Below are 25786 nucleotides of genomic sequence, written 5' to 3'. Positions count from 1 at the left end.
GTGACCTGAAAAACAACAAGCGAGAGAAAAACGTTTGAAGGGGCTGTTCATCACATTCGAAGGCGGCGAAGGCGCTGGCAAATCAACCCAGATCCAGTATCTCGCCCAATCCCTTGAATCAGATGGTTTCGAGGTCGTCACGACACGGGAGCCTGGCGGTTCCGCCGGCGCTGAGGCTGTTCGACAAGTTTTGCTTTCTGGCGCCGCGGAAGAATTCGGCGTTCGTATGGAAGCGCTGCTTTTCGCGGCCGCGCGCAACGACCATGTAGAAGAATTGATACGGCCCGCGATTCTTGACGGCAAGATTGTCCTCTGCGATCGCTTCATGGATTCCTCGCGCGTATACCAGGGCGTAACCGGCAATCTTGAGCCGGAATTCGTACGCGCGCTCGAACGCGTTGCGGTCAATGGCATGACGCCGGATCTGACGATTATTCTTGATCTGCCGGCCGAAATTGGAATGAAACGGGCGCGGGCCCGTTCGGGTGACAGGCAAGCGCCCGACCGTTATGAAAAGGAAGAACTTGCTATTCAGATCAAACGCAGGGAGGCTTATCTGGATATAGCACGCGCCGAACCTGAACGCTGCCGGATCATTGACGCCGCCCGGCCTGCCGATGCGATTGCAAGGGATATCGAGCGGCTCGTGCAGGAATTGGTCGCAACGCGACTGGAAAACCGGCCGGCCCGAAGCCGGGAAGGTGTACGGTGAGCGATGATCCCCGCGTTCTGGACGGCGCAATAGCTCCAGAGCGCAACACACGACTTTTCGGACATGAGGACACGACGCGCTTTCTTGCTGACGCCTATAGAAGCGGACATATGCATCACGCATTGCTGTTGGAAGGTCCGAAAGGGATAGGCAAGGCGACGCTGGCTTTCCGACTTGCCAATCACATACTGAGCCATCCGGAAGCAGATACGGCGCCTACGGTGATTTCAGATCCCGATCCGGAATCAACGGTAACCCATCAGATCGGCACCGGCGCCTCGCATAGTCTGCTGCATCTGGCGCGACCGATAGACCCCAAAACCGGGCGCGTTCGCACGGCTATCACAGTCGATGAGGTACGCAGGGCAGGGCGGTTTTACGAACAGACGTCGGGCACGGGGAACTGGCGAATCGTCATCGTCGACCCGGCCGATGACCTCAACCGTTCGGCAGCCAACGCAATTCTGAAAATCCTTGAAGAGCCGCCTCGGCGCTCCCTGTTCATTTTGGTGTCACACGCCGCCGGACGCCTCTTGCCCACGATCCGTTCGCGCTGCATGACCATAAATATGCACCCGTTGTCCGACTCCGACGTGCTGTCAGCCCTGTCGAACCTCGGCCTGGAACGGACAGAGGATCCCGATACGCTCGGCAGAACCGCAGCATCGTCCGCCGGCAGCCTTTCAACGGCATTGTTGCTGCTTCGCTATGGCGGCCTTGATATCATCGACGCCTTTGAGCAAATCGTGTCGCGCGGCGCTGATGGTCCGGTGGAAGCCACGCACAAGCTGGGCGACATGCTGTCGGCCCGTGACCGTGATGAGGCATACGCCTTTTTCAAGGACCATGCAGTCGGCTGGATTTCGCAGCAAGCGATCGTCGACGCCCGGGCAGGCCATCATCACGGGGCCGACCGATGGGCCAACCTCGCCTTGGAGATAGGCAGGGATCTCGATACGGCGGACATCTACAATCTTGATCGCAAGCAGGCAGTCCTTTCGGTCTTTTCATCCATTTTTCAATTGCAGGCGGCGTAGCCACGCCGTCGATTTTCGCTTATGAGGACGGCTGAATGCGTTCGCCCGCGCGGGACGATCGCAGTCGCCGCTGCAATTCAGAGATTGGCCGAAATGAGTGAGAGTAACCGCTTCTATATTACGACTGCAATTTCCTACCCGAACGGAAAGCCGCATATCGGGCATGCCTACGAGTTGATCGCCACCGATGCGATCGCCCGGTTCAAGCGCCTCGACGGTATGGAGGTTCATTTTCTGACCGGAACGGACGAGCACGGCCAGAAGATGTTGCAGACCGCCAGGAAGGAAGGGCTTCCGATCGCAGAGTTCGCCAGCAGGAACACGGCTGAATTTCAGCGTATGGCGGAAGCGCTAAACGCCTCCAATGACGATTTTATCCGCACCACTGAACCACGTCACAAGAAAGCCAGCCAGGCGATCTGGGAGGCTATGACCGAAGCTGGCGATATCTACAAAGACAGCTACGCCGGATGGTATTCGGTGCGCGACGAGGCCTATTACCAGGAAGACGAGACCGAATTGCGCGACGGCGTTCGCTACGGTCCTCAAGGCACGCCCGTGGAGTGGGTCGAGGAGGAAAGCTACTTCTTCCGTCTCTCGACCTATCAGGATCGACTGCTCGAACATTACGACAGGAATGCGGATTTCATCGGACCGGACGCCCGGCGCAACGAGATCATCTCCTTCGTCAAGGGAGGCTTGAAGGACCTGTCTATCTCGCGCACGACATTCGACTGGGGCGTCAAGGTTCCGGGTGACGAAGACCATGTCATGTATGTCTGGGTCGACGCCCTGACCAACTACATCACGGCGGTCGGCTATCCTGATCTGGATGCGCCGCTTTGGAAATTCTGGCCGGCCAATGTCCATGTCATCGGCAAGGACATCATTCGGTTTCATGCGGTCTATTGGCCAGCATTTCTGATGTCTGCGGGCATAGAATTGCCAAAGCGCGTTTTCGCGCACGGCTTCCTTTTCAACCGCGGTGAAAAGATGTCAAAGTCGGTTGGCAACGTCGTCGATCCATTCGATATGGTTGACCATTACGGCGTGGACCAGGTGCGCTATTTTTTCCTACGCGAGGTGCCATTCGGACAGGACGGCAATTACAGCCACGACGCCATTGTCGGGCGCATCAATTCGGACCTCGCAAACGATCTGGGCAATCTGGCGCAACGCTCGCTATCCATGATCGCCAAGAATTGCGACAGCAAGACACCACAATGCGGCGACCTGAGCGATGACGACAGGGCGATCCTGGCGCAGGCGGACGGATTGCTGGAGGAAGCGCGCAGCGGCATTGACAAGCAGGCTCTCCACCAGGTTCTGGGATCTGTTTTCGGCGTCGTTTCGGAAGCAAACCGCTATTTTGCTTCGCAGGAGCCATGGGCGCTGAAGAAGACTGATCCGGAGCGCATGGCGACCGTACTTTATGTCACAATCGAGGTCGTGAGACAGGTCGCAATTCTTTGTCAGCCCTTCATGCCGGAATCGAGCGCTCGTCTGCTCGAAATTCTGTCCGTTGACGAAGGCGATCGCAATTTCGACAAGCTGGGGGAGGCTGGCCGGCTAGTTCCGTCAACGGACCTGCCTGCTCCGAAACCTATCTTTCCGCGCCACGTGGACGCTGCGGAGCAGGCGTGAGCACTCTTGTCGACAGCCATTGCCATCTGGATTTTCCGGATTTCGAAAGCGAACGTGATGCGATCGTCGAGCGCGCGGTCGCAGCCGGTGTCGAGTGCATGGTGACAATCTGCACGCGTGTGCGCCACTTCGAAACTATTCGCGCTATCGCAGAAGCTTATGATCGCGTCTATTGCTCCGTTGGCACCCATCCGCACAATGCGGACCAGGAACTCGATATAGCCGCGCAAGAGCTTGTTGGTCTTTCACACCATCCCAAAGTGGTCGCCATTGGCGAAGCAGGGCTGGACTACCACTATGACAATGCGCCACGGGAAGCACAGGAAACCGGGTTCCGCCGGCATATTGAAGCCGCGCGCGAAACTGGGCTGCCGCTTGTCATCCACGCGCGTTCGGCGGACGAAGACATGGCGCATATCCTGAGAGAAGAAAGCGGGAAGGGGGCTTTTCCCTTCGTCCTGCACTGTTTTTCGTCCGGCCGCGCTCTGGCTGAAACCGGCGTCGAACTCGGCGGTTACGTCTCGTTTTCCGGCATCCTCACCTTCAAGAATTCCGAAGACCTGCGTAAGATCGCGGCGGACCTCCCGGCCGATCGTCTGCTTGTTGAAACGGACGCTCCATACCTGGCCCCTGTGCCACATCGCGGCAAGCGCAACGAACCGTCTTTCGTCGTCAATACGGCCAGGGTTCTCGCGGAGACGAGAGGGGTGTCGGAGGAAGATATTAACCGGCAGACCAGCGAAAATTTCTTCCGTTTATTTTCCAAGGTCCCCTCCAGTGACAACCGTTTGGTTGCGGCCTCATGAGAGTACGACAAATTCTGACGATTCTCGGCTGTGGCTCTTCACCCGGCGTTCCACGTATCGACGGCGACTGGGGCAATTGCGATCCGACCAATCCGCGTAATCGTCGCAGACGCGCATCGCTTCTGATCGAGCAGTATTCGGAGGATGGCGGCGTAACGACCGTTGTCATAGACACCGGCCCAGACTTCCGCGAACAAATGATCAGCGCTCGCGTGCGCAAACTGGACGCAGCGCTGTACAGCCACCCCCATGCGGATCATCTGCACGGAATAGACGACCTTCGAGGCTTCGTCGTTGTCCAGAAAAAGCGCATGCCCATATACGCCGACGCAGCTACGATGGCGCGCCTGCGCGAAGCGTTTTTGTATTGCTTCGAGACGCCGCCGGGCAGCGGCTATCCGCCAATTGTGGACGCCAACATTATTGACTCTCTGGATCAACCAGTTGTCATCGAGGGCGAGGGCGGTCCCCTTACAATCAATATGTTCGAGCAACTGCATGGAAGCATTACCTCGACCGGCTACCGGATCGGGAATGTCGCCTATTGCAGCGATGTCAGTGATTTCCCTCAAAAGTCCATCGAAAAACTACAAGGTCTGGACTGCTTGATCGTCGACGCTTTGCAATATCGCCCGCATCCAAGTCATTTCTCGATTGGCGAAGCTCTCGACTGGATCGAAAGATTGCAGCCGAAACAGGGCATCCTGACGCATATGCACGTGCCGCTTGATTATGCGACGGTGCTTGCAGAGACGCCGGCGAACGTCGAGCCGGCCTACGACATGATGCAAATTGAACAGGATCTGGACGTTGTCGCCTGAAGATGGGTTCGGCAAATCCCAATTACTTCAATTTTCGTTTCCCGGCAGGTTTCCTGCTGTCTGCGCGCACCGCTGTAACATAGGCTTCAAAGGCCCATTTCTCAAAGGCCTCGGGATCGTCCAAAATATAGTCAGGCGCATACCAGTATCCCATCCGGGCCGTCGTCCCGTTCGCTCGCGTATGTATCCATTCCTCGCAATGCGCCGCCTCAAACGCAGGAATGGTTTCACTGTCCGTCTTGAAGGCGAGGCGGCCCCCGGACGTGCCAAGCGCGTACATGAGGCCATGGCGAAAAACACCGACGCCACCGAACATGCGTCTTGTTTCAGACCCCGGAACAACCGAAAACTGCTCTCGCAGACATTCGGCAAACTCTTTCGAAACCGCCATTTCCCAGTCTCCTGCGAGGTATTTGTTCTTTTTTTGTTCCTATCATGCAATAACCAACGATAACAACATGGGTATCAGGATGGTGACGCAATGATATGGAAAATCGGAATTTCGCTGGCGCTGTTCCCGGTCATTTACCTGCTCATCGCATTTGTTCTGATCCTCTTTCCACCGCGTGTGAAGGATACCGAAAGTCTGAATTTCAGTCAGCTGCACGGTGGCCCGGATCTGTCGGAGCAACAGAAAATGCAGAAGTACACCGCGCGTGACGGACAACAATTGGCCTATCGCCATTATCCGTCCAGAAGTTCCGTTTCGTTGATATTGCTGCATGGCTCGGGCTATCACGGCGGCTATCTGGATCCCATGGCGCGCTATTTGTCGAACAGCAACGCCGCACAAATCTATGTTCCAAACCTTCGCGGCCATTTTGGATCCGGAGAATGTCGTGGCGACATCGGCTATATCGGTCAACTCGAAGACGATCTCTCGGACCTTGTCGATATAATCCTTGCAAGTGATCCGGACACGACGATTATCATGGGCGGTCACTCTTCAGGCGGCGCCATGGCGATACGCTTCGCAGCAAGTGAGTACGGCGAAAAAATCGAGAATTACATTGCTCTGGCGCCGATACTGGGACACAAGGCGCCAACGGTTATCGAAGGCAACGGCGGATGGGCCCATATTTCCTTGCCGCGCATCATCGGGCTGTCAATGCTCAACAATGTCCGCGTCCACATATTCGACCATCTTGAAACGATCCGTTTCAATATGCCTGAGCAATTTCAGAACGGCACTGAGACGCTTGGGTACTCGTGGCGGCTTATGACGAATTTCAATCTTCATACAAACTTTCGTAGTGATATCGAAGCGTTGCCGCAAACATCTCTGACCCTGGTCGGCCGCGATGACGAGGCTATGAATGCCGGTGCTTTCATTCCTTTATTCAATGCGTTGTATAGGTCTGTTGAACTGCTCGATGATCAAGATCACTTCAGCCTTACGCGGTCTGAAACATCACTTGTCCGGATCAACCTCTGGCTTGATGCGGTGACGCGAGGCAATTGAAACGCAATCTGGATAACGGCCACTAGTTCCATAATATATCTTATGCGATCTAATGATGCGTCTCTCATGAAGTTTCACAGAGTTTCTTGAATGCAAAGATCGCGGTATCCACTCTCTGTTGGAGGTCCTGCTCGGTAGGAATCTCCAAAGCGTGTATGACGCGTCTGATTTGAAGATCGCCGATCAAGAGGTTCAAGAACCAGTCTGCAGCAGTTTCGGAGGATGTCGCCTTGAGCGCGCCTGTTTGTATGCCGCGCTCCATAAGCCTGCATATCAATGGATACACCATGCCCCGGCCGGCCGCGGCAATCGCCAATCCGAGTTCACCCGACTCATCCGCGGCGGCGGCGCGATTCAGGCTCACTGCCTTTTTGCCGAGCAGCATTGACAGCAACACCGGCGCGATTTCTTCAAGCACCATTAGCGGGTCTGCGTTTCCGCCAATTGCTGCCTCCAGTTTTTGCCTGGTCGCAGCTGCGTTGTTTTCAACGATGGATATGAACAGCCCTCGCTTGTCTCCGTACCAACGATAAAGGGTCTCGTTCGACGCTTTGGCGTGTCTTGCCACTGAAAGCATCGACGTGCCGGAATAGCCTCGTTTCTCGAGGAGTTCATAAGCCGCGTTTTCGATCTGCCTGGCGCGTTGCGCCCTTTTTCCCTGATCCAATTTCAGCTCCCTTTACTTGACATAAGCGTACATATATGTACGGAATAGTAAAGGTGTACACTAATGTACGGTTAAGAGGTAATTCTCATGAGTTTGGTCAAAACGCTGTCCATAAGTTCAATTCTCTTCTGCGGCGCAATTTTCGGATTTTTCTACGCATGGGTCTGCTCCACAATGTGGGGTCTTGACCAAGCTGATCCGCGCATAGCAATTGCTGCGATGCAGGCGATGAACGCCTCTGTCCGCAACGGAGTGTTCTTCCCGGCGTTCTTTCTGACGCCGGTAGTCCTGGCCGCTACAGCTGGCGTCGCCTATCGCAGTCAATTCCGGTCAGCCGCACATTGGTTCGCCGCCGCCGGTCTTGTTTACCTGATTTTCGGATTGCTTCTGACGATGGGCGTAAACGTGCCGATGAACGAGGCGCTGGCGAAAGTAGACATCCCAGGAGATGTTGAGGCAGCCGAAATCATTTGGCAGGACTACTCTCCAAGCTGGCAATTCTGGAACCAGTTGCGCACCATTGCATCCGGGATCGCCCTCACCTTTGCCGGGATTGGGTTATCCAAAGTTTGATCCTGGAAACAGATCGCACGGCCCCAAGAACGTTCTGCGAGACGCGCCCAATCAGCGCGTCTCTGTCGTCCGCCTTGGCGAACAACTAGCCTACAGGCAAATTATCGTCGCGCTTGATCGCGATGATAGAAGAACGCGGCAGCCTGCCTTCACCATCCGGGAACGGCGCATCCGGATGTTGCACTCCGACAAACATGGTTCGGCGATCCGCCGACCAGCAAAGACCCGTAACTTCAGCGCCTTTCGGTCCCGTCAGAAAACGCTCTATACGGCCTGTCACCGGATCACCGGCGAGCATTTGATTGTTACCATTGCCGGCAAAATCGCCTTCGTCGGAATCGTCGCCGTCAGTCTGTATCCAGATTAGCCCGGTGGAATCGATCGCCATGCCGTCTGGCGAATTGAACAGGTTGCCTTCGTTGATATTGGCCGACCCGGCGTAATCCCCTTCATGCACGGTCGGATTTCCGGCCATCACATACAGATCCCATTCGAAGGTCTCCGAGGCATGATCATCGCCGGACGGGCGCCAACGCACGATCTGCCCATACTTGTTAGCTTCTCGAGGATTGGGACCGGCGACAGGCGTCCAGTCGCCGCCGGCATTTGGCTTGACGCCGCGGCGACTGTTGTTGGTCAGCGCGCAGTAGGCTTCGACTGAAATTGGGTTCACCGCAACCCATTCCGGTCGGTCCATGGTCGTGGCGCCCACTTTCGATGCTGCAATGCGTGAGAATATCGCAATCTCGGCCTCGGACATCCCCGTCGTGTCCGGAGTGAGCGAAACCCATTCACCGGTCATGTCGTCGTGGAACCGGGCGACGTAGAGTTGCCCTTCGTCGAGCAAGGTGGACGTATCTGCGCCTGGCGCATAGGCGTCCTTCGATACAAATTTATAGAGGAATTCGCCACGCTCATCGTCGCCCATATAGACTACCACGCGGCCGTCAGGCGCCAGCACTGTCTCGGCGTTTTCATGTTTAAAACGACCAAGCGCAGTCCGCTTGACAGGCGTGCTCTTCGGATTTGACGGATCTATCTCAACGATCCAGCCGGCGCGGTGCGGCTCGTTGGGATTTTTCGACGTGTCGAAACGGGGATCCCATTTGTGATAATCATATCCCCATCCTTCGGTCGAAATTCCGTACCGCTTGTAACCGTCCGCGATCTGTTCCGTCAGCTCCGGTTCTTCCGTGGCGCCAAAGTAGCCATTGAAGTTTTCTTCGCACGTGAGATATGTGCCCCAGGGGGTCTTTCCCGAACCGCAATTGTTAAACGTGCCAAGGCTCTCGACGCCGTCAGCATCCGCCGCCGTTTTCAGAAGATCGTGACCAGTCGCAGGCCCGCTGAATTGCATGGGCGTGTTCTGGGTAATGCGCCTGTTGAAAGGGCTGTCCAGCACAACCGTCCAACCGGTATCGTTTTCGACAATTTCAAAGACTGCAATGCCCTGCAGGTTCTGGAGTTTGAGAACATCCTGGCCGTCACGTGGCACGCCATCGGCAGTCTGCGGTAAATTGGTCTTTCTGTTGGTGTATTCGTGATTGACGGCAATCACCTGTTTTCCACCGATTACGAAAAGCTCCATTCCATCCGTGTTCTCACCGAATACCTTGTCGGAATCTGCGGCCGCGCCGCCGATGGCGCTGTCGAACGCATCTATTCCGGAAAACAGAGGATCACCCCAACTAACCAGTCTCTGCCAGCTGTAGCCTTCAGGCACATGGACAACGCTATCCGTTGCGGCTGGAATGGGCGTGAATGCAAATCGGGTCGCCTGTTGGGCCTGCGCTTTTTCCGGTTTCAATAGACCGGCGCTCATGGCCGCAGCGCCGGAACCGAACGCGAGCACGCCGCCGAGAAAACCTCTTCGAGAAATCGCGCGCTCCACAACGCGATCGAATTCATTCTCCTTTGGACGCGGGAAGTTGACTTCGTCCCATTCATCCGCAGTCAGTTTTCTAACGGTGTAATCGCTCATGTCTGGCTCCCTGCTTGCTTTGAGGCGGCGTTGCTTCCTGAACGTCCGACCATCCGAACGTGAAGACATGCTTTTCTAGCGCGCAGACCCCACAACCGTATGACAATCAAAGGCGGCGCCTGAAGGGTCGAGGGAGAAAACTGCCCGTTTGCCTAGAAGGATATACCATCCCTCTCCCCACCTGTTAGCATTGAGCACAGGATTCGAAAGGACAGGTCCATGAAGGGTTACTGCAGCTGCGGCGAAGTCGTGTATGATATGATCGAAAAGCCGCTCTTCGTTCATGCGTGTCATTGCCGATGGTGTCAGCGCGAAACCGGATCGGCGTTTGTCATGAATGCACTGATCGAAACCGACAGGATCAAGATCAAGGCAGGCGCGCCGGAGGTGATCGACACACCCAGTGAAAGTGGAAGAGGTCAGAAGATATACCGCTGTCCCAAGTGCCACGTTGCGCTATGGAGCGTATATTCCGGCGCCGGCCCTAAATTCAGTTTTGTGCGCGTGGGCGCACTAGAAAACCCGGACGCCTATCCACCCGATATTCACATCTTTACCGAAAGCAAACAGCCCTGGCTCGGTTTGCCGGACAATGTACCCGTCATGGATCGCTATTATGATCGCGACAAATTTTGGCCGCAGGCAAGCCTGGAGCGAAGACTTGCCGCAATAAAACTGGATTGAGACGAACATGAAGCCATCAAAAGACATTTCCCGGCTTATCGAGATTATGGTTGCTCTCCGCGACCCAAACACAGGCTGTCCGTGGGATGTCAAACAGGACTTCGAATCGATCAAACCCTACACGCTCGAGGAAGCGTATGAAGTTGCCGACGCGATTGAACGCAACGACATGGATGACCTCTGTGAGGAACTGGGCGACCTGCTTCTGCAGGTCATATTTCATGCGCGAATGGCGGAAGAAGCCGGCGCGTTTGATTTCGGTGACGTCGTGCACTCCATCACCCGGAAGATGATACGGAGACATCCGCATGTATTCGATGTGTCGCACGCCGATACGGCAAATGCCGTCAAGGTGCAATGGGAAGAAATAAAGGCGGTCGAAAAGGCGGAACGGGCCGAACGCCGTCGCGCCCGAGGCCTTGACGGAGAACAGGTGCAAGGCAGGCTGGACGGCGTGCCAACCGCCCTGCCCGCACTGACGGAAGCAATAAAACTACAGCAGAAAGCTGCGCGCACCGGGTTCGACTGGAGCGAACCGGAGTCCGTTTTCGCCAAGGCGGAAGAAGAAATTGGCGAGCTTCGCGAGGCGCTCGCCATGGATGGCGCCGACAAGGTGAGAGATGAGTTTGGCGACGTTCTGTTCGTTCTCGTCAACCTTGGACGGCACATCGGCGCTGACCCGGAGATGGCCCTCAGGGGGACAAACAACAAGTTCAGAAAACGCTTTGCCTATATCGAGAAAAAACTCTCGGAAGAAGGCGCCGTTATCGACGACACGTCACTGGAGCAAATGGATGCTTTGTGGAACGAAGCAAAGGCGTTCGACTGAGATGTTTTCAGTGCGCAAGCCGGCGCTGCAGATCGGACATGTCATGTTCGGTTATGTCCAGATTGAGGGCGACGCTGCCGTCTTCCCTGTCCTCCCGCGAATGGACTTTTGCGTGCTCGTATAGCCAGTTCAACTGGCTCATATCGTTGACGCCTATCGTTATGTCCCGGTTGATCAGTCTGCCAGAAAGGGTCAACTCGATCGTCTCAAGAAGAAACTCCACGCCCTGCCCTGTCGTGGCGGAAACCGGAACGGCTGTCGTTTCTTCCCGGCGCGCCTCCATAGACTCGACAGTCTCATACGGAAGAAGGTCGATCTTGTTCCAGACCTCGATTATCTTGGTAGAGCCCTCACCCTCGTCGCGAACACCCAATTCATGGAGAATACGGGTAACATCAGCGGCTTGAGCCGCATTGTCGGGATCCGACATGTCGCGAACATGGAGGATCAGATCCGCTTCGAGCACCTCTTCAAGTGTAGCGCGAAAAGCAGCGACCAGATGCGTCGGCAAATCTGAAATGAACCCCACAGTATCCGACAGGATGACCATGCGTCCGTGCGGCAATGTTAGCCGGCGAAGCGTTGGATCCAGTGTTGCGAACAGCATGTCTTTGGCTCGGACAGTAGCGCCGGTCAGGGTATTGAACAAGGTTGATTTTCCGGCGTTTGTATAGCCCACAAGAGCAACAACCGGATGAGGCACCTTTTTGCGTTTTGACCTGTGTAGCGTGCGTGTGCGCCGCACCTGTTCAAGTTCTTTCTCCAGCTTGACGATCTTGTCCTGAAGTATCCGACGGTCCGCCTCGATCTGGGTTTCGCCGGGCCCGCCAATAAAGCCGGTGCTACCGCGTTGCCGCTCCAGATGGGTCCAGCTCCGCACCAAACGCCCTTTCTGGTAATTCAGATGAGCAAGCTGAACCTGCAACACCCCTTCCCTCGTGGACGCTCTTTGGCCAAATATCTCCAGGATGAGACCGGTACGGTCGATCACCTTGGCTTTCCACGCTTTCTCAAGATTGCGCTGCTGAACCGGCGTCAACGCATGATCGACAATCACCAGCTCAGCTTCCATCGATTGAACGATGCCGGCCAGCTCCTCCACCTTGCCGCTTCCAAACAGGGTTGCAGGCGTGATGTTGTTGAGCCAGCAAATTGCCGAATGAACAATCTCGATATCGATCGCTCCGGCAAGACCGACAGCCTCGGCTAGCTTAGACTCGCTTGATCGCAGCGGATTGTCGGATACACCCGTTCTTTGAATCGGTACAAGCACGACCGCGCGACTGGGCTCATCCCGCCTTTCTGCGGATACAGTTCTGGTATTTCGAGCTGCCTGTTCCTGTCCCTTGTCAGGTTTCACGTGCTGGTTCTTCACCTTCGAACATTTGTATTGGCTGACCTGGCATTATCGTTGAGATTGCGTGCTTGTAAACAAGCTGCGAATGTCCATCGCGACGCAACAATACGCAAAAATTATCGAACGATGTCACCACGCCTGTCAGCTTGACACCGTTGATCAGAAAAATTGTAAGGGGAACTTTCTGCTTTCTAACAGTATTGAGAAACTGGTCCTGCAAATTCTGGGAACGCTCCGCCATCGCGTTATTTCATCCTTGTCCTTGCCGGTTTCTTCTTATTGTGCGGGCAGGTCGCAAATTAATCGCCGGGTTCACCGGTTCTATCCCGCCACCGACCATACGCCAAACTTTTGGTTACCAAATCGATAGATTTTCCGCAATCTCTAATCGCTGCAATGCACAATCACAGCTAACTCGCGCATCATCCACATTTCGATTTACCTATAGTATATGAACTGTCAGCGATAATACCAGTACCGGATATTAAAAACAGCAAACACGACAAGCACTTCGAGCCGGCCAATAAACATGATTATTGCTCCAATAAGATAGGTTACTGCACCTGGAAGGGAGCTATAGAGCGGCCAACCAACATCGGAGACGGCCGATACCGGCCTTAACGCCTCATACACAGGCCCGGCGTTGGAAAACAGCGACACTGCCATGATGATGGCGGCTTCGAAGTTTGTTCCGGTCAGCGAAATCAGCACCGAACCAGCGCCGATAATAAGCACAGCGATGATAAAGTAACTCCAAATCGCCTGTATCGACGCCGTATCGACCGTCGCCTCTCCAAAACGCATCCGCGCAACGCTGTTTGGATATATGAGGCGATTCAGTTCGGCGATGGCATAAATCCACATGGCGCCGATTCTGAAAATCTTTACGCCGCCGGAGGTCGAATAAACACCTCCGCCGACAAAAATTATGGCCAGAACAACGATATTCGGAAGCAGCGCGATGACGCCAGGTCGACTTTCCATTCCGCTGGTCGCCACGAGCGATGCCGCCGCGAAGAATCCCTCTTCAAGGGAATTAAAGATTTCAGGCGCCGTTTCATTGCCGGTCACGGCGACAATTCTCGCCGCATAAACAACCGACACCAGGCTTATTGCGAGAGCAACAATTTTTGTCTCCAAGGAGTTCTGAAATATTCGGCCAGGACGACGAAGCAGCGCGCGGCGCCAGAAAATGCTGAGTGTTCCGAGGCAAAGGCCCATGCCCAGCACGGTCATTGCACCGTCGCCAATTTGCGCTTCTATTCCACCGACAAACGGAACGAAGCCCCCCGTCGCCGATGCAATCATGCCCAGCATGACGGCGTCGAGCGGCGCCACGCCAAAAAGCACGAGGCCAAGCAGGATAGCCATCGTCACAAGCCCGTACTGCGCCATGAGACTGCCATAGGCCGTCAGCGAATAAAGACCAGCCTCCGGTTTGTCGACAAGCAGAGACCCGGCCCTGGACTGCAATCCTCCGAATCCTGCCGGCGCAAGTACGAGAACGATTGAAGAAAGGGTTAGAAATCCCCCATACCATTCGAGCGACGTCCGCCAGAAAAGCAGGCTCAGCGGCGCATTTTCCCTGTCGAGCACGCTCCCGCCGGAGGTCGTCAATGCGCTGACCGCTTCGAAAAGCGCGGCAGAAAAACCGATATCCGCTAAAACCATGAACGACAAAGCGGCGAGAAAACAGACGGTCAACCAAGTTGCGACAAGTGATAGATAGCGGAAAGCCCTGTCGGACGATTCCCGGCCTCCAGAAATTGAGGCCAGTATGACCACGGTCAGAAAAACGCCGATGAAGGCGAAGACCAGCATCGCCCGAAGCATATCATCTTCACCGTTGGCGATTGCCGCCATGATAGCCGGAACAAGCAGGGCGAACATGCCTGCCGAACCGAAAGTCATGAGATGTAAGACCCCGCGCATCGCGCTCAGAAAAATTCCAGGCTTACGCGGAACAACTGCTCGACATGGCGCACAGCCGACGCCTTGGCAAGCAGAACAACCCTGTCGCCAGTCGTTATTTTGCTCTCTCCATCGGGTCGCATCACGTGACCGCCCCGGTATAATGCGCCAATCCTGATCCCGTTCGGCAGATCCAGTTCCCGCAACGGCGTTCCGACGATTGGAGACGTCTCCAGGGCTTCGGCCTCGATCACTTCAGCCGCCCCCTGCTGAATGCTGTGAACGGCCAGAATGCGTCCGCGTCTGACATGCTGCAGGATACGGGATATTGTCACTGCCCGAGGATTGACATGCGCGTCGATACCAAGCGTTTTCGTGAAATCGAGAAATGCTGGACTGTTGATCAGCGCCAGATTGGACTTGCAGCCCAGACGTTTCGCCATCACGCACGAGAGGATATTCACCTGATCGTCGTTCGTGAGGGACACCATCAGATCCGCATCCTCAATGTCCGCCTCTATAAGTATCTGGGTGTCGAGCGACGAGCCGTGCAGCACCACGGTCCGGTCCAGTCGATCCGCGACGTCCAGTGCTTTTTCCCGGTTGTATTCAATGATCTTGACGCGGGAAGATGGTTGCTGCTGTTCGATGGCGTGAGCAACGAAGTAGCCGATATTTCCGCCTCCTGCGATCACGATTCGCGTCGCCTCGGACTCGTCGTGTCCGAAGAGTCCCAAGGTGCGCCGCACATGCGTCCGATCGCAAATGACATAGGCAAGATCGCCGGTCTGTAGTTGGTCTCCGGAATGGGGCACAATAAGTCGACCGTCCCGCCAGATACCAGTCACCGTCGCGATCAGATCCGGAAACAGGTCGCTTAGTTGTTCAAGCGGCGTATTGACGACTGGACAGTCTTCCAGACACTCGATCGCCACCATGGCAATCGTGTCGTTCGCAAATCGCACCGCATCAGTAACGCCGGGCAACGCAATGCGGCGCAACACCATCTGCCCGACTTCCACTTCCGGAGAAATGATAACGTCGATTGGCATGTGCTCGCGTGAAAACAGATCCTGATAGTGGGACTGAAGATAGCTCTGCGCGCGAATACGGGCGATTTTCGTCGGCACATTGAACAGTGAGTGCGCGACCTGGCACGCGACCATGTTCACTTCATCATACAGCGTCACGGCGATGATCATATCCGCCTGATCGGCGCCGGCCTGTTCGAGCACATCCGGCTGAGAGCCATGACCAACATAGCCGCGAACATCCAGGGATTCCCGAATTGCGTGGATCAACGATGGCGACGTATCGATAACAGAGACGTCGTTGTCTTCAGTCGAGAGGCGCTCCGCAATACCGTAGCCGACCCGTCCCGCTCCGCAAATGATGACCTTCATTGGTCCCCCGCGTGGAATCTACAAGGTGTTTATAGACCAAGCGATTTCAATTTGCGATGCAAAGCGGACCGTTCCATTCCAACATATTCTGCAGTTTTCGAGATGTTTCCGCCGAAACGATTAATCTGCGCCATGAGGTAGTCCTTCTCGAACATTTCACGCGCTTCCCTGAGGGGCAAGGTCATGATGTGCGACTGGTCGCCACCCTTGGCGTTTGGAAGCATTTCACCAATTTCCGGCGGCAGAATATCAGCGCTGATCTGGTTTCCTGTCTCTTCCCCTCTCGTAAGAATGAGGAGACGTTCGATGTTGTTGCGCAACTGTCGCAGATTGCCAGGCCAGCTGTGGGCTTGAAGAACCGCCATTGCGTCTTCCTTCAGCGACCTCGACTTTATTCCAGCCTGCTCGCTGATCTGCTTCATAAAGAGATCGACGAGGAACGGAATGTCTTCACGACGTTCCGCCAGTGACGGCACCTTGATCGGCACGACTGCGAGCCGGTGATAAAGATCCTCCCGAAACGCGCCGTTGTCGATCAGTCCCTGAAGATTCTGCGCAGTCGAGGAAATCACCCGGACATCGACGCTGACCTGTTTTGATCCACCCACCCGCTCGAATTTCTGCTCGACGAGCACCCGCAAGATCTTGTTCTGGGTTCCGCGCGGCATGTCTGCGATTTCGTCGAGATAGAGTATGCCGCCATGGGCCCGTTCGAGGGCGCCAATCCTGCGCTCCTTACCATTGTGACTTTCGGTTCCAAAGAGTTCGACTTCCATACGCTCCGGCGTGATCATGGCGGCGTTGAGAACGACGAAAGGTCTTTCGGAGCGCGCGGAGTTTTTGTGAATCAGCCTGGCGACTGTTTCCTTTCCCGAGCCCGACTCCCCCATAATCATTATGCGACTATTTGTGGGCGCAACGCGCTCAATCATCTGACGCAATTGAGAAATCGCTACGGAGGTGCCGATCAATTCAGTCGGCTCACCGGACTTCCGTTTCAATTCGTCGACTTCGCGTTTCAGGTTGGAGTTTTCCAAGGCCCGTTCCGCCACCAGGATGAGACGATCCGCCTTGAAGGGTTTTTCGATGAAATCGTAAGCCCCTCTTCTAATGGCGGAAACCGCTGTTTCGATATTGCCATGGCCGGAAATCATGACGACAGGCAGTTCCGGATGTTTTTGCTTGATTTCATCCAGCAATGCCAGCCCGTCGAGCCGGCTTCCCTGCAGCCAGATATCGAGAAACACCAACTGGGGCACACGCTCGCCAATTGCCTGCAGCGCGCTGTCGCTGCCACTTGCAGTCCGGGTCTCGTGACCTTCGTCGGAGAGAATTCCCGATACGAGCTCCCGTATGTCTTCCTCATCATCGACAACCAGTATGTCAGACACCATCGGTTTCTTTTTCTCCCGTCAAGTCCGCCTTCTCGACGGAACTGTCAAAAGGAAATCTGACACGTATCATCGCCCCGCCATTCGGATCGAAATCCTTCGGCGCATCGTGCAGTTCCAACACCCCTTCATGCTCGTCAATAATCTTTTTGACGATAGCGAGCCCGAGACCGGTGCCTTTTTCCCGCATCGTCATATAGGGTTCGAATATTCTGTTTCTATTTTCGACCGGCAGGCCCTTGCCGTTGTCGATGACATCCACCACAACGCCGCCAACTTTAGACGCCTTGGCGGAAATCTTTATCCTGCGTCCGTCGCGCGGTTCCGATGAGGGGACAGCGTCTATCGCCTCGGCAGCATTCTTGATGATGTTCCCGAAAGCCTGACTCAACATGCGGGAGTCGAAATACCCCATGATCGGATCATCGCCAAGCTCCCTGATGAATTCGATATCATTGCGGCTAACCTCCCGGAGAAAGATGGAGTCCTTGAGGATTTCTCGCAGATCATGCTTTTCTTTCGTCGGCTTGGGCATACGGGCGAAGGATGAAAATTCGTCAACCATCCGCCCGATATCTTCAACCTGGCGCACAATCGTGTCTGTGCATTGATCGAAGACTTCTCGATCATCGTCGGATATCTGACGTCCGTACCGCCGTTTTATACGTTCGGCGGACAGCTGGATTGGCGTCAGCGGGTTCTTGATTTCATGTGCGATGCGCCGCGCAACATCCGCCCAAGCAGTTGAACGCTGCGCCAGCACCAGGTCAGTAATATCGTCCAACGTTACAACATATGACTCGACGCCCTGCTGCGGTCCTTCCTGCGTGACCTGAACATTGACTGTGCTTTCCTTGCCGTTTCTGATCAGGCTCACCTGACTGCGGTACTCGCTGCGGTGCCATTTCGCAGCATTCGTAAGAACGTTGGCGATTTCTGGCGAAACATCCTCTAGCCTTCGGCCTTCAAGTTCTCCGGGTTCGGCGTCGAACATAATCTCCGCCGAACGATTGGCAATCGAAATGAGGCCGTCTTTCTGAACGCTGATGACGCCGGCTGTAACCCCGGACAACACCGCTTCAGTAAACCTGCGACGTTCATCCATCTCATCCCTGGCGGCGATAATTTCGTCACGCTGCGCTCTAAGTTCATCCGTCATCGTATTGAATGTATTAGATAAACTACCAACATCTCCGTCTGATCGGCGAACCGGCACCCGGACGTCCAGATTCCCGTTCGCCACATTGTCGGCGGCCCCTATCAGCTGACGGATTGGTCTCACAATCCGGTCCGCCACCGCAATCGCGGTCCAGATGGCGGCAAGAAGAACGATCAAGGCAAAGCCGAGATAAAGAATAGCAAAAGCGAGTTGAATGGGAGCCCTGTCGGTTTCCAGAGCGTGGTACTCCGCCGTATTGTCCTCCATTAGCCTCATGGATTCCATGACTTCCGGATCAACTGCACGGATCGTGTAGAGAAACATGTCAGGAATATTCTGAAGCTGGATAACCGCGCCAACCAGATTGGTCGCGCCAGGCGGGATAAGCGCGGGCTCCCCATTTGCCGCAAGGTCAATTGCTGTCTGTGGAACGTCGGGTAACGGTTTGCTCGTCTCGATATCCGCGCTCACGACAATGCTTCCATCACGCCTGACAAGAGACGCCTGAAGGAGGCCGCGACCAATGGCCTGACGAGTCACAAGTACATTGAAGCCTGTGCGGTCGAGACTGTAGAGGGTTCTGGCGCCATCAAGGGTCGAGGCCATCGACACCGTCTGTCCCTGCAAATAACGGGCATTTTCGTTGACGTAGGCCTGCGCAACGCTCAGCGAAGAATTGACGATTTCCTTGGTTCTGAGTGAAAACCAGCGATCCAGACCGACGTCGAGCGTTATACTGGCGACAATCGCGACGAGGATTGCAGGAAGGATCGCAACAACGCTGAAAAGGCCAATGATCCGGACATGAAGTCGGGACGCCGCCCTTCCACGCTTGCGTGATACGACAATATGGTTGACCTCTCTAAGGATGAGCGCGATCAACGCAACGACAAAGACGAGATTGACGACAACGGCTGCGAGCACCACTTCGCCGCGCGGTTCGATCGGGGTAAGCCCCATAAGAATGATGAAGGAAACAATTGCGGAAGCCAGTGCGCATCCGACGATGACGATACCGAGAAGCGCCAGAGGCCTTCGTCTGTCGCTCAGTTCGGTCGACAGTCCGCTCTTGGCGGCAGCGTAATATTCACCAGCAGTCATCAGATCCCGCGACCAGGCTTGTCATTGCTTGCCAATACCGTTGCTTTTGAGCAACGTAATGTGGCGAAAATACAACGGCTCCTGCGCCGTCAGACCAAAATCCCTTTTCGACGCGACACAAGTATCCAACATTTTGGTATTAAGATCAGTATAAGCCGATCGTTAATTGGACACGGATTTTGGGCAATCTTCCTTATCAGGAAGTTCGCGGCGAACGATAGACCGAAACACCGAGCTCACGAATTTTTTTACGCAGGGTGTTCCTGTTCAGTCCCAGTAGTTCTGCGGCTCGTATCTGATTGCCGTGCGTGGCCGAAAGGGCGGCAAGCACCAGGGGATATTCAACTTCCTCCAGCACACGGTGATAAAGACCAGGAGGCGGAAGATCGTCGCCAAACTCGGTAAAATAGCGACGCATATTCTCCTCAACCGACTGTCCGATCGTCATCGGACCCGGCATACCATCTACGGAGCTGGAGATATCTCCCTGGATTTCGTTCTTGATTTCCGCTTCGACAATCTCAGAAGTGATGATGTCTTGTGGATAGAGCGCTGTAATGCGGCGTATGAAGTTTTCCAGTTCGCGCACATTTCCAGGCCAAGGATATCTTTTGAGCTGTTCGAACGCCGCGTTCTCGAACGTTTTGGCGGAAAGACCTTCTTTGGACGCTTCCTTGCTGAAATGGCGAACCAGATCTGGAATATCCTCCGCCCTGTCGCGGAGCGGTGGGAGCCGCAGCGGGACCACGTTCAGCCGATAGTAAAGGTCCTCTCGAAACAGCCCCTGATTGATCGACGTTTTCAAATCCTTGTTGGTCGCTGCAACGATCCGAACGTCGGTCGGAATAGGGGTTCTGCCGCCAACGGTCGTGTACTCGCCCTGCTGCAAAACGCGCAAGAGCCGGGTCTGGGCGTCCATCGGCATGTCGCCTATCTCATCGAGAAAGAGCGTCCCGCCCTCAGCCTGCTCGAACCGGCCGCTTGAGCGCGTCTGCGCTCCGGTGAAGGCGCCCTTTTCGTGCCCGAACAACTCTGATTCGATGAGGTCACGCGGAATTGCGGCCATGTTAATTGCGACGAATGGACCATTACGCCGTTTGCCGTAGTCATGCAGCGCCCGGGCCACCAGTTCCTTACCCGTTCCCGACTCCCCGGTAATCATCAACGTCAAGTCGGTTTGCATCAGACGGGCAAGCACCCTATAAATCTCTTGCATTGCTGCAGAGCGGCCAACAAGAGGCATCCCCTCCCCGGAATCGGCGTTGGCGTCCGCCGCGACCTTCTTCGGCTCCGAGAGCGCCCTGCCGACAATCGCGATGAGTTCGGTCAGATCGAACGGTTTCGGCAGATACTCATAGGCGCCGCGTTCCGACGCCTTGATCGCCGTCATAAAAGTGTTCTGCGCGCTCATGACGAGGACCGGCAAGTCGGGCCGCGCCTTCTTGATGCGCGGCAGGAGATCGAAAGCGTTTTCATCAGGCATGACGACGTCTGTTATGACGAGATCGCCGTCTCCGGCTGCAACCCAGCGCCATAGGGTCGCTGCATTGGATGTTACACGCACTTCATATCCGGCGCGCGAGAGCGCCTGGTTAACAACGGTCCTGATGGCGGCGTCATCGTCGGCAACGAGAATCGTGGCCTTGCTCATTGAGACTGTTCCTTTGTCGAGGTGGGCGGATTGCTGGAAGCTGGCATCAGAATCCGGAAAATTGTCCTGTTCGAATGGCAATCGCATTCGACGATGCCGCCATGATCACCCACAATTTTGGCAACGAGCGCCAGCCCGAGGCCTGATCCGTTTATTTTCGTCGTGATAAACGGATCAAAGAGATGCGGCAGAATATCTGACGGCACGCCCGGTCCGTTATCCTGCACACAGAATTCGAGAGGCAGAGAAACCTTCTCGCGGGATCCTGGAACGGACAGGCGCATGCCCGGACGGAAAGCTGTCGTCAGGAGCACTTCTCCACCAGGTTGGGTGCCGAGAGCTTCACAGGCGTTTTTGATGAGGTTGAGAAACACCTGGATCAGTTGGTCTCTGTTGGCGTACACGGACGGCAGAGATGGATCGTACTGCTCTTTGATCTTTATGTTTTGCGCAAACCCGGCGAGTGCGATTGCCTTGACCCGGTCAAGAACGGAGTGAATGTTGACAGCCTCGCGGTCGACCGGTCTTTCGTCCGAAAAAATCTCCATCCGATCGACCAGTGACACGATGCGATCCGTTTCGTCTCGAATGAGACGGGTCAACGGCCTGTCTTCATCATTGACAGATGATTCAAGCAGTTGCGCCGCGCCTCTGATCCCGGACAACGGGTTCTTGATTTCGTGGGCGAGCATGGAGGCCAGGCCGGTTACTGAGCGTGCGGCCGCGCGATGGGTCAATTGCCGATCAATCTTGTCGGCCATTGATCGTTCCTGGAAGAGGATTACGATCGATCCGCTCTGTTCGGTTACAGGCGCGACATAAATGTCCACCAACCTGTCTCCATCAAGTTTCGGAGAACTGACATCGACCCTGTATTCATTGACCGGCGCGCGCCGTTCGCGCACCTGCTCAATGAGCGCCAGCAGCGGACTGCCGAAGGGGATATAGGAATCGATTTTGTGTCGGGAGAGGTAGTTGCCGCTTGCGCCGAAAAAGGATTCCGCCTCCCAGTTTGCAAAGATAATGTAGTCATCGTCATCTATCATGATGACTGGATGGCGTATTGCATTGAGAACGAACTTGGCCTGGTCCGTTTCCGCATTTTCTTCCAACACATCGCGATCGCTCATGCCGCCTCCCGATCCACATTATCCGCCTGCATTTCGATTGCGCGTCGAAAACACTCGACTACAACAGCTGGTTCGGTTCCGGTCATGATCTGAGCGCGCAGATCCGAATTGCATTCTCTCGCATGACGATCAAGATACCAGCCAAGATGCTTCCTGAAGTGGCGAACGCCCAAAGCCTGTCCATAATGTTGAAGGGTCATATCGTAGTGTTCAGCTACGAGCGCAACGATATCGCCCGGGTCACTCGGAACATCCTCGCGACCAAGCAAAGCGCCAATATGCCATGGACGTCCCTGCGCCGCGCGCCCGATCATTACCGCATCGGCCCCGCTCATTCTCATGATAGCGCCGATATCTTCCAGCGAGTCTATGTCGCCATTTGCGACCAACGGAAGCGTTGTAGTCTCTCGCACCTTGGCAATAGCGCGCCAGTCGGCCCTGCCCTCATAGAACTGATTGCGCGTTCGGCCATGGACGGTAATCATCTGAACACCGGCTTCTTCAGCGCGACGGGCCAGTTCCGGCGCATTGATGCTGTTTTCGTCCCAGCCAAGACGCATCTTCAGAGTCACAGGCAACGAAACAGCGCCGACCGTCGCGTCGATCAGGCTCAGCGCATGGTCGAGATCCCGCATCAGCGCCGATCCGGAATATCCGCCGGTTACTTTTTTCGCAGGGCAACCCATGTTGATATCAATAATATCCGCGCCATTGGCTTCGACGATCTTTGCAGCTTCCGCCATCCATCTGGCCTCGCGTCCGGCGAGCTGCACCATGTGCGGGCGGATACCGGCGCCCTTCAGCCGTGACCACGATTCTGACCGGCTGCATACAAGCTCGCGACTCGCAATCATTTCAGTTACGACAAGTCCTGCGCCATGCCTCCAGGCCAACTGTCGGAACGGCAAATCGGTTACGCCGGACATGGGCGCCAGAATGCATCGATTGCGAATCTGCACCGGTCCGATAGATAAGGGGCTATCGATCATTGATAATGCGGACTTTTGAGGCATCGGCCAAACATGCTTCTTTTTTAAGCAATAAGTAGAAAATTGCAAGATAAATCAGCGAATGCTGTTTACAGAAACGGCAACGAAGGACCAGTACAATCCATACTGAAGCCAAAACGGACAAATTGTTGAAAATGAATGCAATCGCTGCGGTAATCGTCGCCGCCGGTCGAGGTGAGCGCGCAGGCCGGTCCGTTGAAGGCCCCAAGCAATATCGGCTTATCGGCGGCCGTCCTGTCCTCGCGTGGACGCTCGCGCCGTTTATCACATCCGATCAAATAGAAACAATAGTTGTTGTGATACATCCGGACGACAGGGATTTGTGTGATGGCGTCATGCAATTTGCACCAAACCCCGAGCGTATAGTCGTGGTGACGGGCGCCGAGACAAGACAGGCTTCCGTCCTATGTGGACTGGAAGCCCTCGAAGGGCTTGGCATGACCCATGTGATGATTCACGACGGCGTCCGTCCATTTTTGACCAGGGAATTTCTGGACGGGCTCTCCAATACACTCAGCGCCGGCGCCGCCGCCCTGCTGCCAGCTCTGCCGGTCACCGATACTTTGAAAAAATCCTCCGACGGAAAGCGGGTGGAGTGCACGGTGTCCAGAAGCGGGATCTACGGAGCCCAAACACCTCAGTGTTTCGAGTACAACAGAATACTTGACGCACATCGGCGCGCCGCCGAAAATCCGCAACTTGAATTCACGGATGATTGCAGCATTGCGGAATGGGCGGATATTCCCGTCGAAATCGTCGAAGGTCTTCGCGACAACGCCAAACTGACGACAGCACAGGACATTGTAATGGCGGACGCCAGACTGTCAGCAAGCCAACCCGCATTCGCCCTGCCCGACGTTCGAACCGGAAACGGCTACGACGTACATGCATTGACGCCGGGTAACGGCGTTATGCTATGCGGGATTTTCATTGAGCACGATCAGGCGTTATCCGGACACTCCGACGCCGACGTCGCGCTTCACGCATTGACTGACGCGCTGCTTGCGACTTGCGGAGCCGGAGATATCGGCGACCACTTCCCACCGACCGACCCGAAGTGGAAAGGCGCCTCCTCACATATTTTTCTTGAACATGCGGCTGACATTGTTCGAGCAAACGGCGGCTTGATCCGCAATGCGGATGTATCCTTGATCTGCGAAGCACCCCGTATAGGCCCACATCGTCAGGCCATGCGCGAAAAATTGGCAGAGATACTCGAGATCGAGATCGACCGTTGCTCGGTCAAAGCGACAACGAATGAAAAATTGGGCTTTGTGGGACGCGCCGAAGGTATAGCCGCCATCGCTACTGCAACCGTCGTCTATTCCGGTAACGCGTCATGATGCCAACCTTCGACAAGGCTGAGAGGCTCGTTGAAGCCTGCAAACGGGCCGACTTGCTTGTTGCAACCGCCGAGTCCTGTACAGGTGGGATGATCGCCGCTGCGATTACGGATGTTTCAGGGTCATCAGCAGTTTTCGATCGCGGGTTCATCACCTATTCGAACCAGGCGAAACAGGACATGTTGGGGGTATCAGAAGCGACGCTTGATCGATTTGGCGCCGTGTCTCGACAAACAGCCGAAGAGATGGCTCTTGGCGCCATTTCCCGATCCCGCGCTGACTTTGCTGTCAGCGTGACGGGCATTGCGGGACCCGGCGGCGGATCAGCAGAGAAACCGGTCGGTCTCGTCCATATGGGACTTGCCGGCAGGTCCGGGTTTCTTCGCCACAAAATCCTGCGCTGCGGGAATATCGGAAGAGACGCAGTGCGGGTAGCCACACTCGAGAATGCACTGGATATGCTAATTGACGCTTCGGCGTCCAACGGGTGTGGCCGTTAATCCTCTTCGCGTTCAAAGCCGCCAGCCTTGTACATGTAAACGGGAGAGACTCCTCACAATTCATGTTTCAACGCCTCGCTGGGGTCGCCAAAGACTGTCATGCCTGTCGGCTCGACCAACGTCATCAGCCTTTGGGCGTAGTTGTGTTGAATGACGCAAGGCGCCTAAGCGCCGCTTCGGAGTCACTGTACGGTTCGAGGACTTGAGCACTTTCTTTGTTATCGCTGATCATACACTAGAAACGCAAAGTTCCAGCTTCGGATTCTTCCGTACGGTCCGCCATTTCGAAAATCAGCGCCTTCAATAGGTCAATGCTTCCCGGCTTTATCGTCGCTTCAAATATCCAGAAAATGGATTTCTCCATCCGTTGATCCTCCCGCTTGTTGGTAGTTTCATTTTACGCCGCTGCACCAGGCGTCTAGTTCGGAAAGGCCAGCAATACGGCTGCGACCAAGGCGCCGCGTAGTCTCTTTAATTGTAGCACGCGCTAAAAAAAGCTATTTATGATTGTAATTCACTTATGGATATTACTGAAAGCGTCCTTCATCAGGTAGATTATGGCACTCGAGAAAGAATGATGGGAACAGGCCTCCAGTATCGCTGATGCGTCCCAG

At 55.2% G+C, this 25786-nt stretch carries 23 protein-coding genes; 11 read left to right on the top strand and 12 right to left on the bottom strand.

Annotated features, from left to right (window positions below; genetic code table 11):
• Positions 1-34: 34 nt before the first annotated feature.
• The 5 genes from tmk (at position 35) to K1W69_RS07130 (ending at position 5020) form a co-directional block, all read left to right on the top strand.
• Positions 35-712 (top strand): dTMP kinase, encoded by a 678-nt coding sequence (tmk, locus tag K1W69_RS07150; protein WP_220227602.1) that lies wholly within the window; start codon positions 35-37, stop codon positions 710-712.
• Positions 709-1749, top strand: a complete 1041-nt coding sequence (locus K1W69_RS07145; protein ID WP_220227601.1) for a DNA polymerase III subunit delta' — start codon at positions 709-711, stop codon at positions 1747-1749. The genes tmk and K1W69_RS07145 overlap by 4 nt, the downstream gene beginning before the upstream one ends.
• Before the next feature lie 93 nt (positions 1750-1842).
• Complete coding sequence (gene metG, locus K1W69_RS07140; protein WP_220227600.1) at positions 1843-3393, top strand: methionine--tRNA ligase; 1551 nt, start codon at positions 1843-1845, stop codon at positions 3391-3393.
• The gene (locus tag K1W69_RS07135) at positions 3390-4199 is read left to right on the top strand and encodes a TatD family hydrolase (protein WP_220227599.1); all 810 of its coding nucleotides are present in this window, start codon (positions 3390-3392) and stop codon (positions 4197-4199) included. Before metG ends, K1W69_RS07135 begins: the two co-directional genes overlap by 4 nt.
• On the top strand, positions 4196-5020 hold the full coding sequence (locus tag K1W69_RS07130) for an MBL fold metallo-hydrolase (RefSeq protein WP_220227598.1): 825 nt from the start codon (positions 4196-4198) through the stop codon (positions 5018-5020). Before K1W69_RS07135 ends, K1W69_RS07130 begins: the two co-directional genes overlap by 4 nt.
• A gap of 22 nt (positions 5021-5042) precedes the next feature.
• Here K1W69_RS07130 and K1W69_RS07125 read toward each other — a convergent pair whose 3' ends face one another.
• Complete coding sequence (locus K1W69_RS07125) at positions 5043-5411, bottom strand: TfoX/Sxy family protein (RefSeq protein WP_220227597.1); 369 nt, start codon at positions 5409-5411, stop codon at positions 5043-5045.
• Positions 5412-5501: 90 nt separating this feature from the next.
• Here K1W69_RS07125 and K1W69_RS07120 point away from each other — a divergent pair, with 90 nt between their 5' ends.
• Positions 5502-6482: an alpha/beta hydrolase gene (locus K1W69_RS07120; protein WP_220227596.1), complete on the top strand. Its 981-nt coding sequence runs from the start codon at positions 5502-5504 to the stop codon at positions 6480-6482.
• Between the two features lie 64 nt (positions 6483-6546).
• Here the strand turns inward: K1W69_RS07120 and K1W69_RS07115 are convergent, their stop codons facing one another.
• Positions 6547-7149, bottom strand: coding sequence for a TetR/AcrR family transcriptional regulator (locus tag K1W69_RS07115; RefSeq protein WP_220227595.1), 603 nt, complete (start codon positions 7147-7149; stop codon positions 6547-6549).
• Between the two features lie 87 nt (positions 7150-7236).
• Between K1W69_RS07115 and K1W69_RS07110 the strand changes: the two genes are divergently transcribed.
• Entirely contained in the window at positions 7237-7722 is a 486-nt protein-coding gene (locus K1W69_RS07110; RefSeq protein WP_220227594.1) for an anthrone oxygenase family protein, read from the top strand.
• Positions 7723-7807: 85 nt separating this feature from the next.
• On the opposite strand, the gene K1W69_RS07105 is transcribed toward K1W69_RS07110, so the two are convergent.
• Positions 7808-9703 carry a PhoX family protein gene (locus K1W69_RS07105; protein WP_220227593.1) on the bottom strand — a complete coding sequence of 632 codons (1896 nt, stop codon included), beginning with the start codon at positions 9701-9703 and terminating at the stop codon, positions 7808-7810.
• A 219-nt stretch (positions 9704-9922) separates the two neighbouring features.
• Here K1W69_RS07105 and K1W69_RS07100 point away from each other — a divergent pair, with 219 nt between their 5' ends.
• Together K1W69_RS07100 and mazG are read left to right on the top strand one after the other, a co-directional pair.
• Positions 9923-10387, top strand: coding sequence for a GFA family protein (locus tag K1W69_RS07100; protein WP_220227592.1), 465 nt, complete (start codon positions 9923-9925; stop codon positions 10385-10387).
• 7 nt (positions 10388-10394) lie between these two features.
• Positions 10395-11216: a nucleoside triphosphate pyrophosphohydrolase gene (gene mazG, locus K1W69_RS07095; RefSeq protein WP_220227591.1), complete on the top strand. Its 822-nt coding sequence runs from the start codon at positions 10395-10397 to the stop codon at positions 11214-11216.
• 7 nt (positions 11217-11223) lie between these two features.
• Here the strand turns inward: mazG and hflX are convergent, their stop codons facing one another.
• From hflX to dusB, 9 genes are all read right to left on the bottom strand, one after another.
• Positions 11224-12489, bottom strand: a complete 1266-nt coding sequence (gene hflX / locus K1W69_RS07090; RefSeq protein ID WP_370688201.1) for a GTPase HflX — start codon at positions 12487-12489, stop codon at positions 11224-11226.
• A gap of 76 nt (positions 12490-12565) precedes the next feature.
• On the bottom strand, positions 12566-12814 hold the full coding sequence (gene hfq, locus K1W69_RS07085) for an RNA chaperone Hfq (protein WP_220227589.1): 249 nt from the start codon (positions 12812-12814) through the stop codon (positions 12566-12568).
• A 218-nt stretch (positions 12815-13032) separates the two neighbouring features.
• Complete coding sequence (locus K1W69_RS07080) at positions 13033-14484, bottom strand: potassium transporter TrkG (protein WP_220227588.1); 1452 nt, start codon at positions 14482-14484, stop codon at positions 13033-13035.
• A 26-nt stretch (positions 14485-14510) separates the two neighbouring features.
• Positions 14511-15887, bottom strand: a complete 1377-nt coding sequence (gene trkA / locus K1W69_RS07075; RefSeq protein WP_220227587.1) for a Trk system potassium transporter TrkA — start codon at positions 15885-15887, stop codon at positions 14511-14513.
• Positions 15888-15916: 29 nt separating this feature from the next.
• On the bottom strand, positions 15917-17281 hold the full coding sequence (gene ntrX / locus K1W69_RS07070) for a nitrogen assimilation response regulator NtrX (RefSeq protein ID WP_220227586.1): 1365 nt from the start codon (positions 17279-17281) through the stop codon (positions 15917-15919).
• A complete protein-coding gene (locus tag K1W69_RS07065; protein WP_220227585.1) occupies positions 17271-19538 on the bottom strand; it encodes a sensor histidine kinase NtrY-like in 2268 nt (755 codons plus the stop codon). The genes ntrX and K1W69_RS07065 overlap by 11 nt, the downstream gene beginning before the upstream one ends.
• 196 nt (positions 19539-19734) lie before the next feature.
• Positions 19735-21189, bottom strand: a complete 1455-nt coding sequence (gene ntrC / locus K1W69_RS07060; protein ID WP_220227584.1) for a nitrogen regulation protein NR(I) — start codon at positions 21187-21189, stop codon at positions 19735-19737.
• Positions 21186-22319 carry a two-component system sensor histidine kinase NtrB gene (locus tag K1W69_RS07055; protein ID WP_220227583.1) on the bottom strand — a complete coding sequence of 378 codons (1134 nt, stop codon included), beginning with the start codon at positions 22317-22319 and terminating at the stop codon, positions 21186-21188. The genes ntrC and K1W69_RS07055 overlap by 4 nt, the downstream gene beginning before the upstream one ends.
• On the bottom strand, positions 22316-23308 hold the full coding sequence (gene dusB / locus K1W69_RS07050) for a tRNA dihydrouridine synthase DusB (protein WP_220227582.1): 993 nt from the start codon (positions 23306-23308) through the stop codon (positions 22316-22318). The genes K1W69_RS07055 and dusB overlap by 4 nt, the downstream gene beginning before the upstream one ends.
• Positions 23309-23463: 155 nt before the next feature.
• On the opposite strand from dusB, the gene K1W69_RS07045 reads away from it, so the two are divergent.
• Together K1W69_RS07045 and K1W69_RS07040 are read left to right on the top strand one after the other, a co-directional pair.
• Positions 23464-24672 carry a bifunctional 2-C-methyl-D-erythritol 4-phosphate cytidylyltransferase/2-C-methyl-D-erythritol 2,4-cyclodiphosphate synthase gene (locus tag K1W69_RS07045; protein WP_220227874.1) on the top strand — a complete coding sequence of 403 codons (1209 nt, stop codon included), beginning with the start codon at positions 23464-23466 and terminating at the stop codon, positions 24670-24672.
• A complete protein-coding gene (locus K1W69_RS07040) occupies positions 24669-25172 on the top strand; it encodes a CinA family protein (protein ID WP_370688200.1) in 504 nt (167 codons plus the stop codon). Before K1W69_RS07045 ends, K1W69_RS07040 begins: the two co-directional genes overlap by 4 nt.
• Positions 25173-25786: the final 614 nt, after the last annotated feature.

Source organism: Flavimaribacter sediminis, assembly GCF_019492055.1.
GTDB lineage: Bacteria > Pseudomonadota > Alphaproteobacteria > Rhizobiales > Rhizobiaceae > Flavimaribacter > Flavimaribacter sediminis.
The sequence above is the reverse complement of the archived record's forward strand: the minus strand, read 5'-3'. Positions and strand labels throughout refer to the sequence as shown.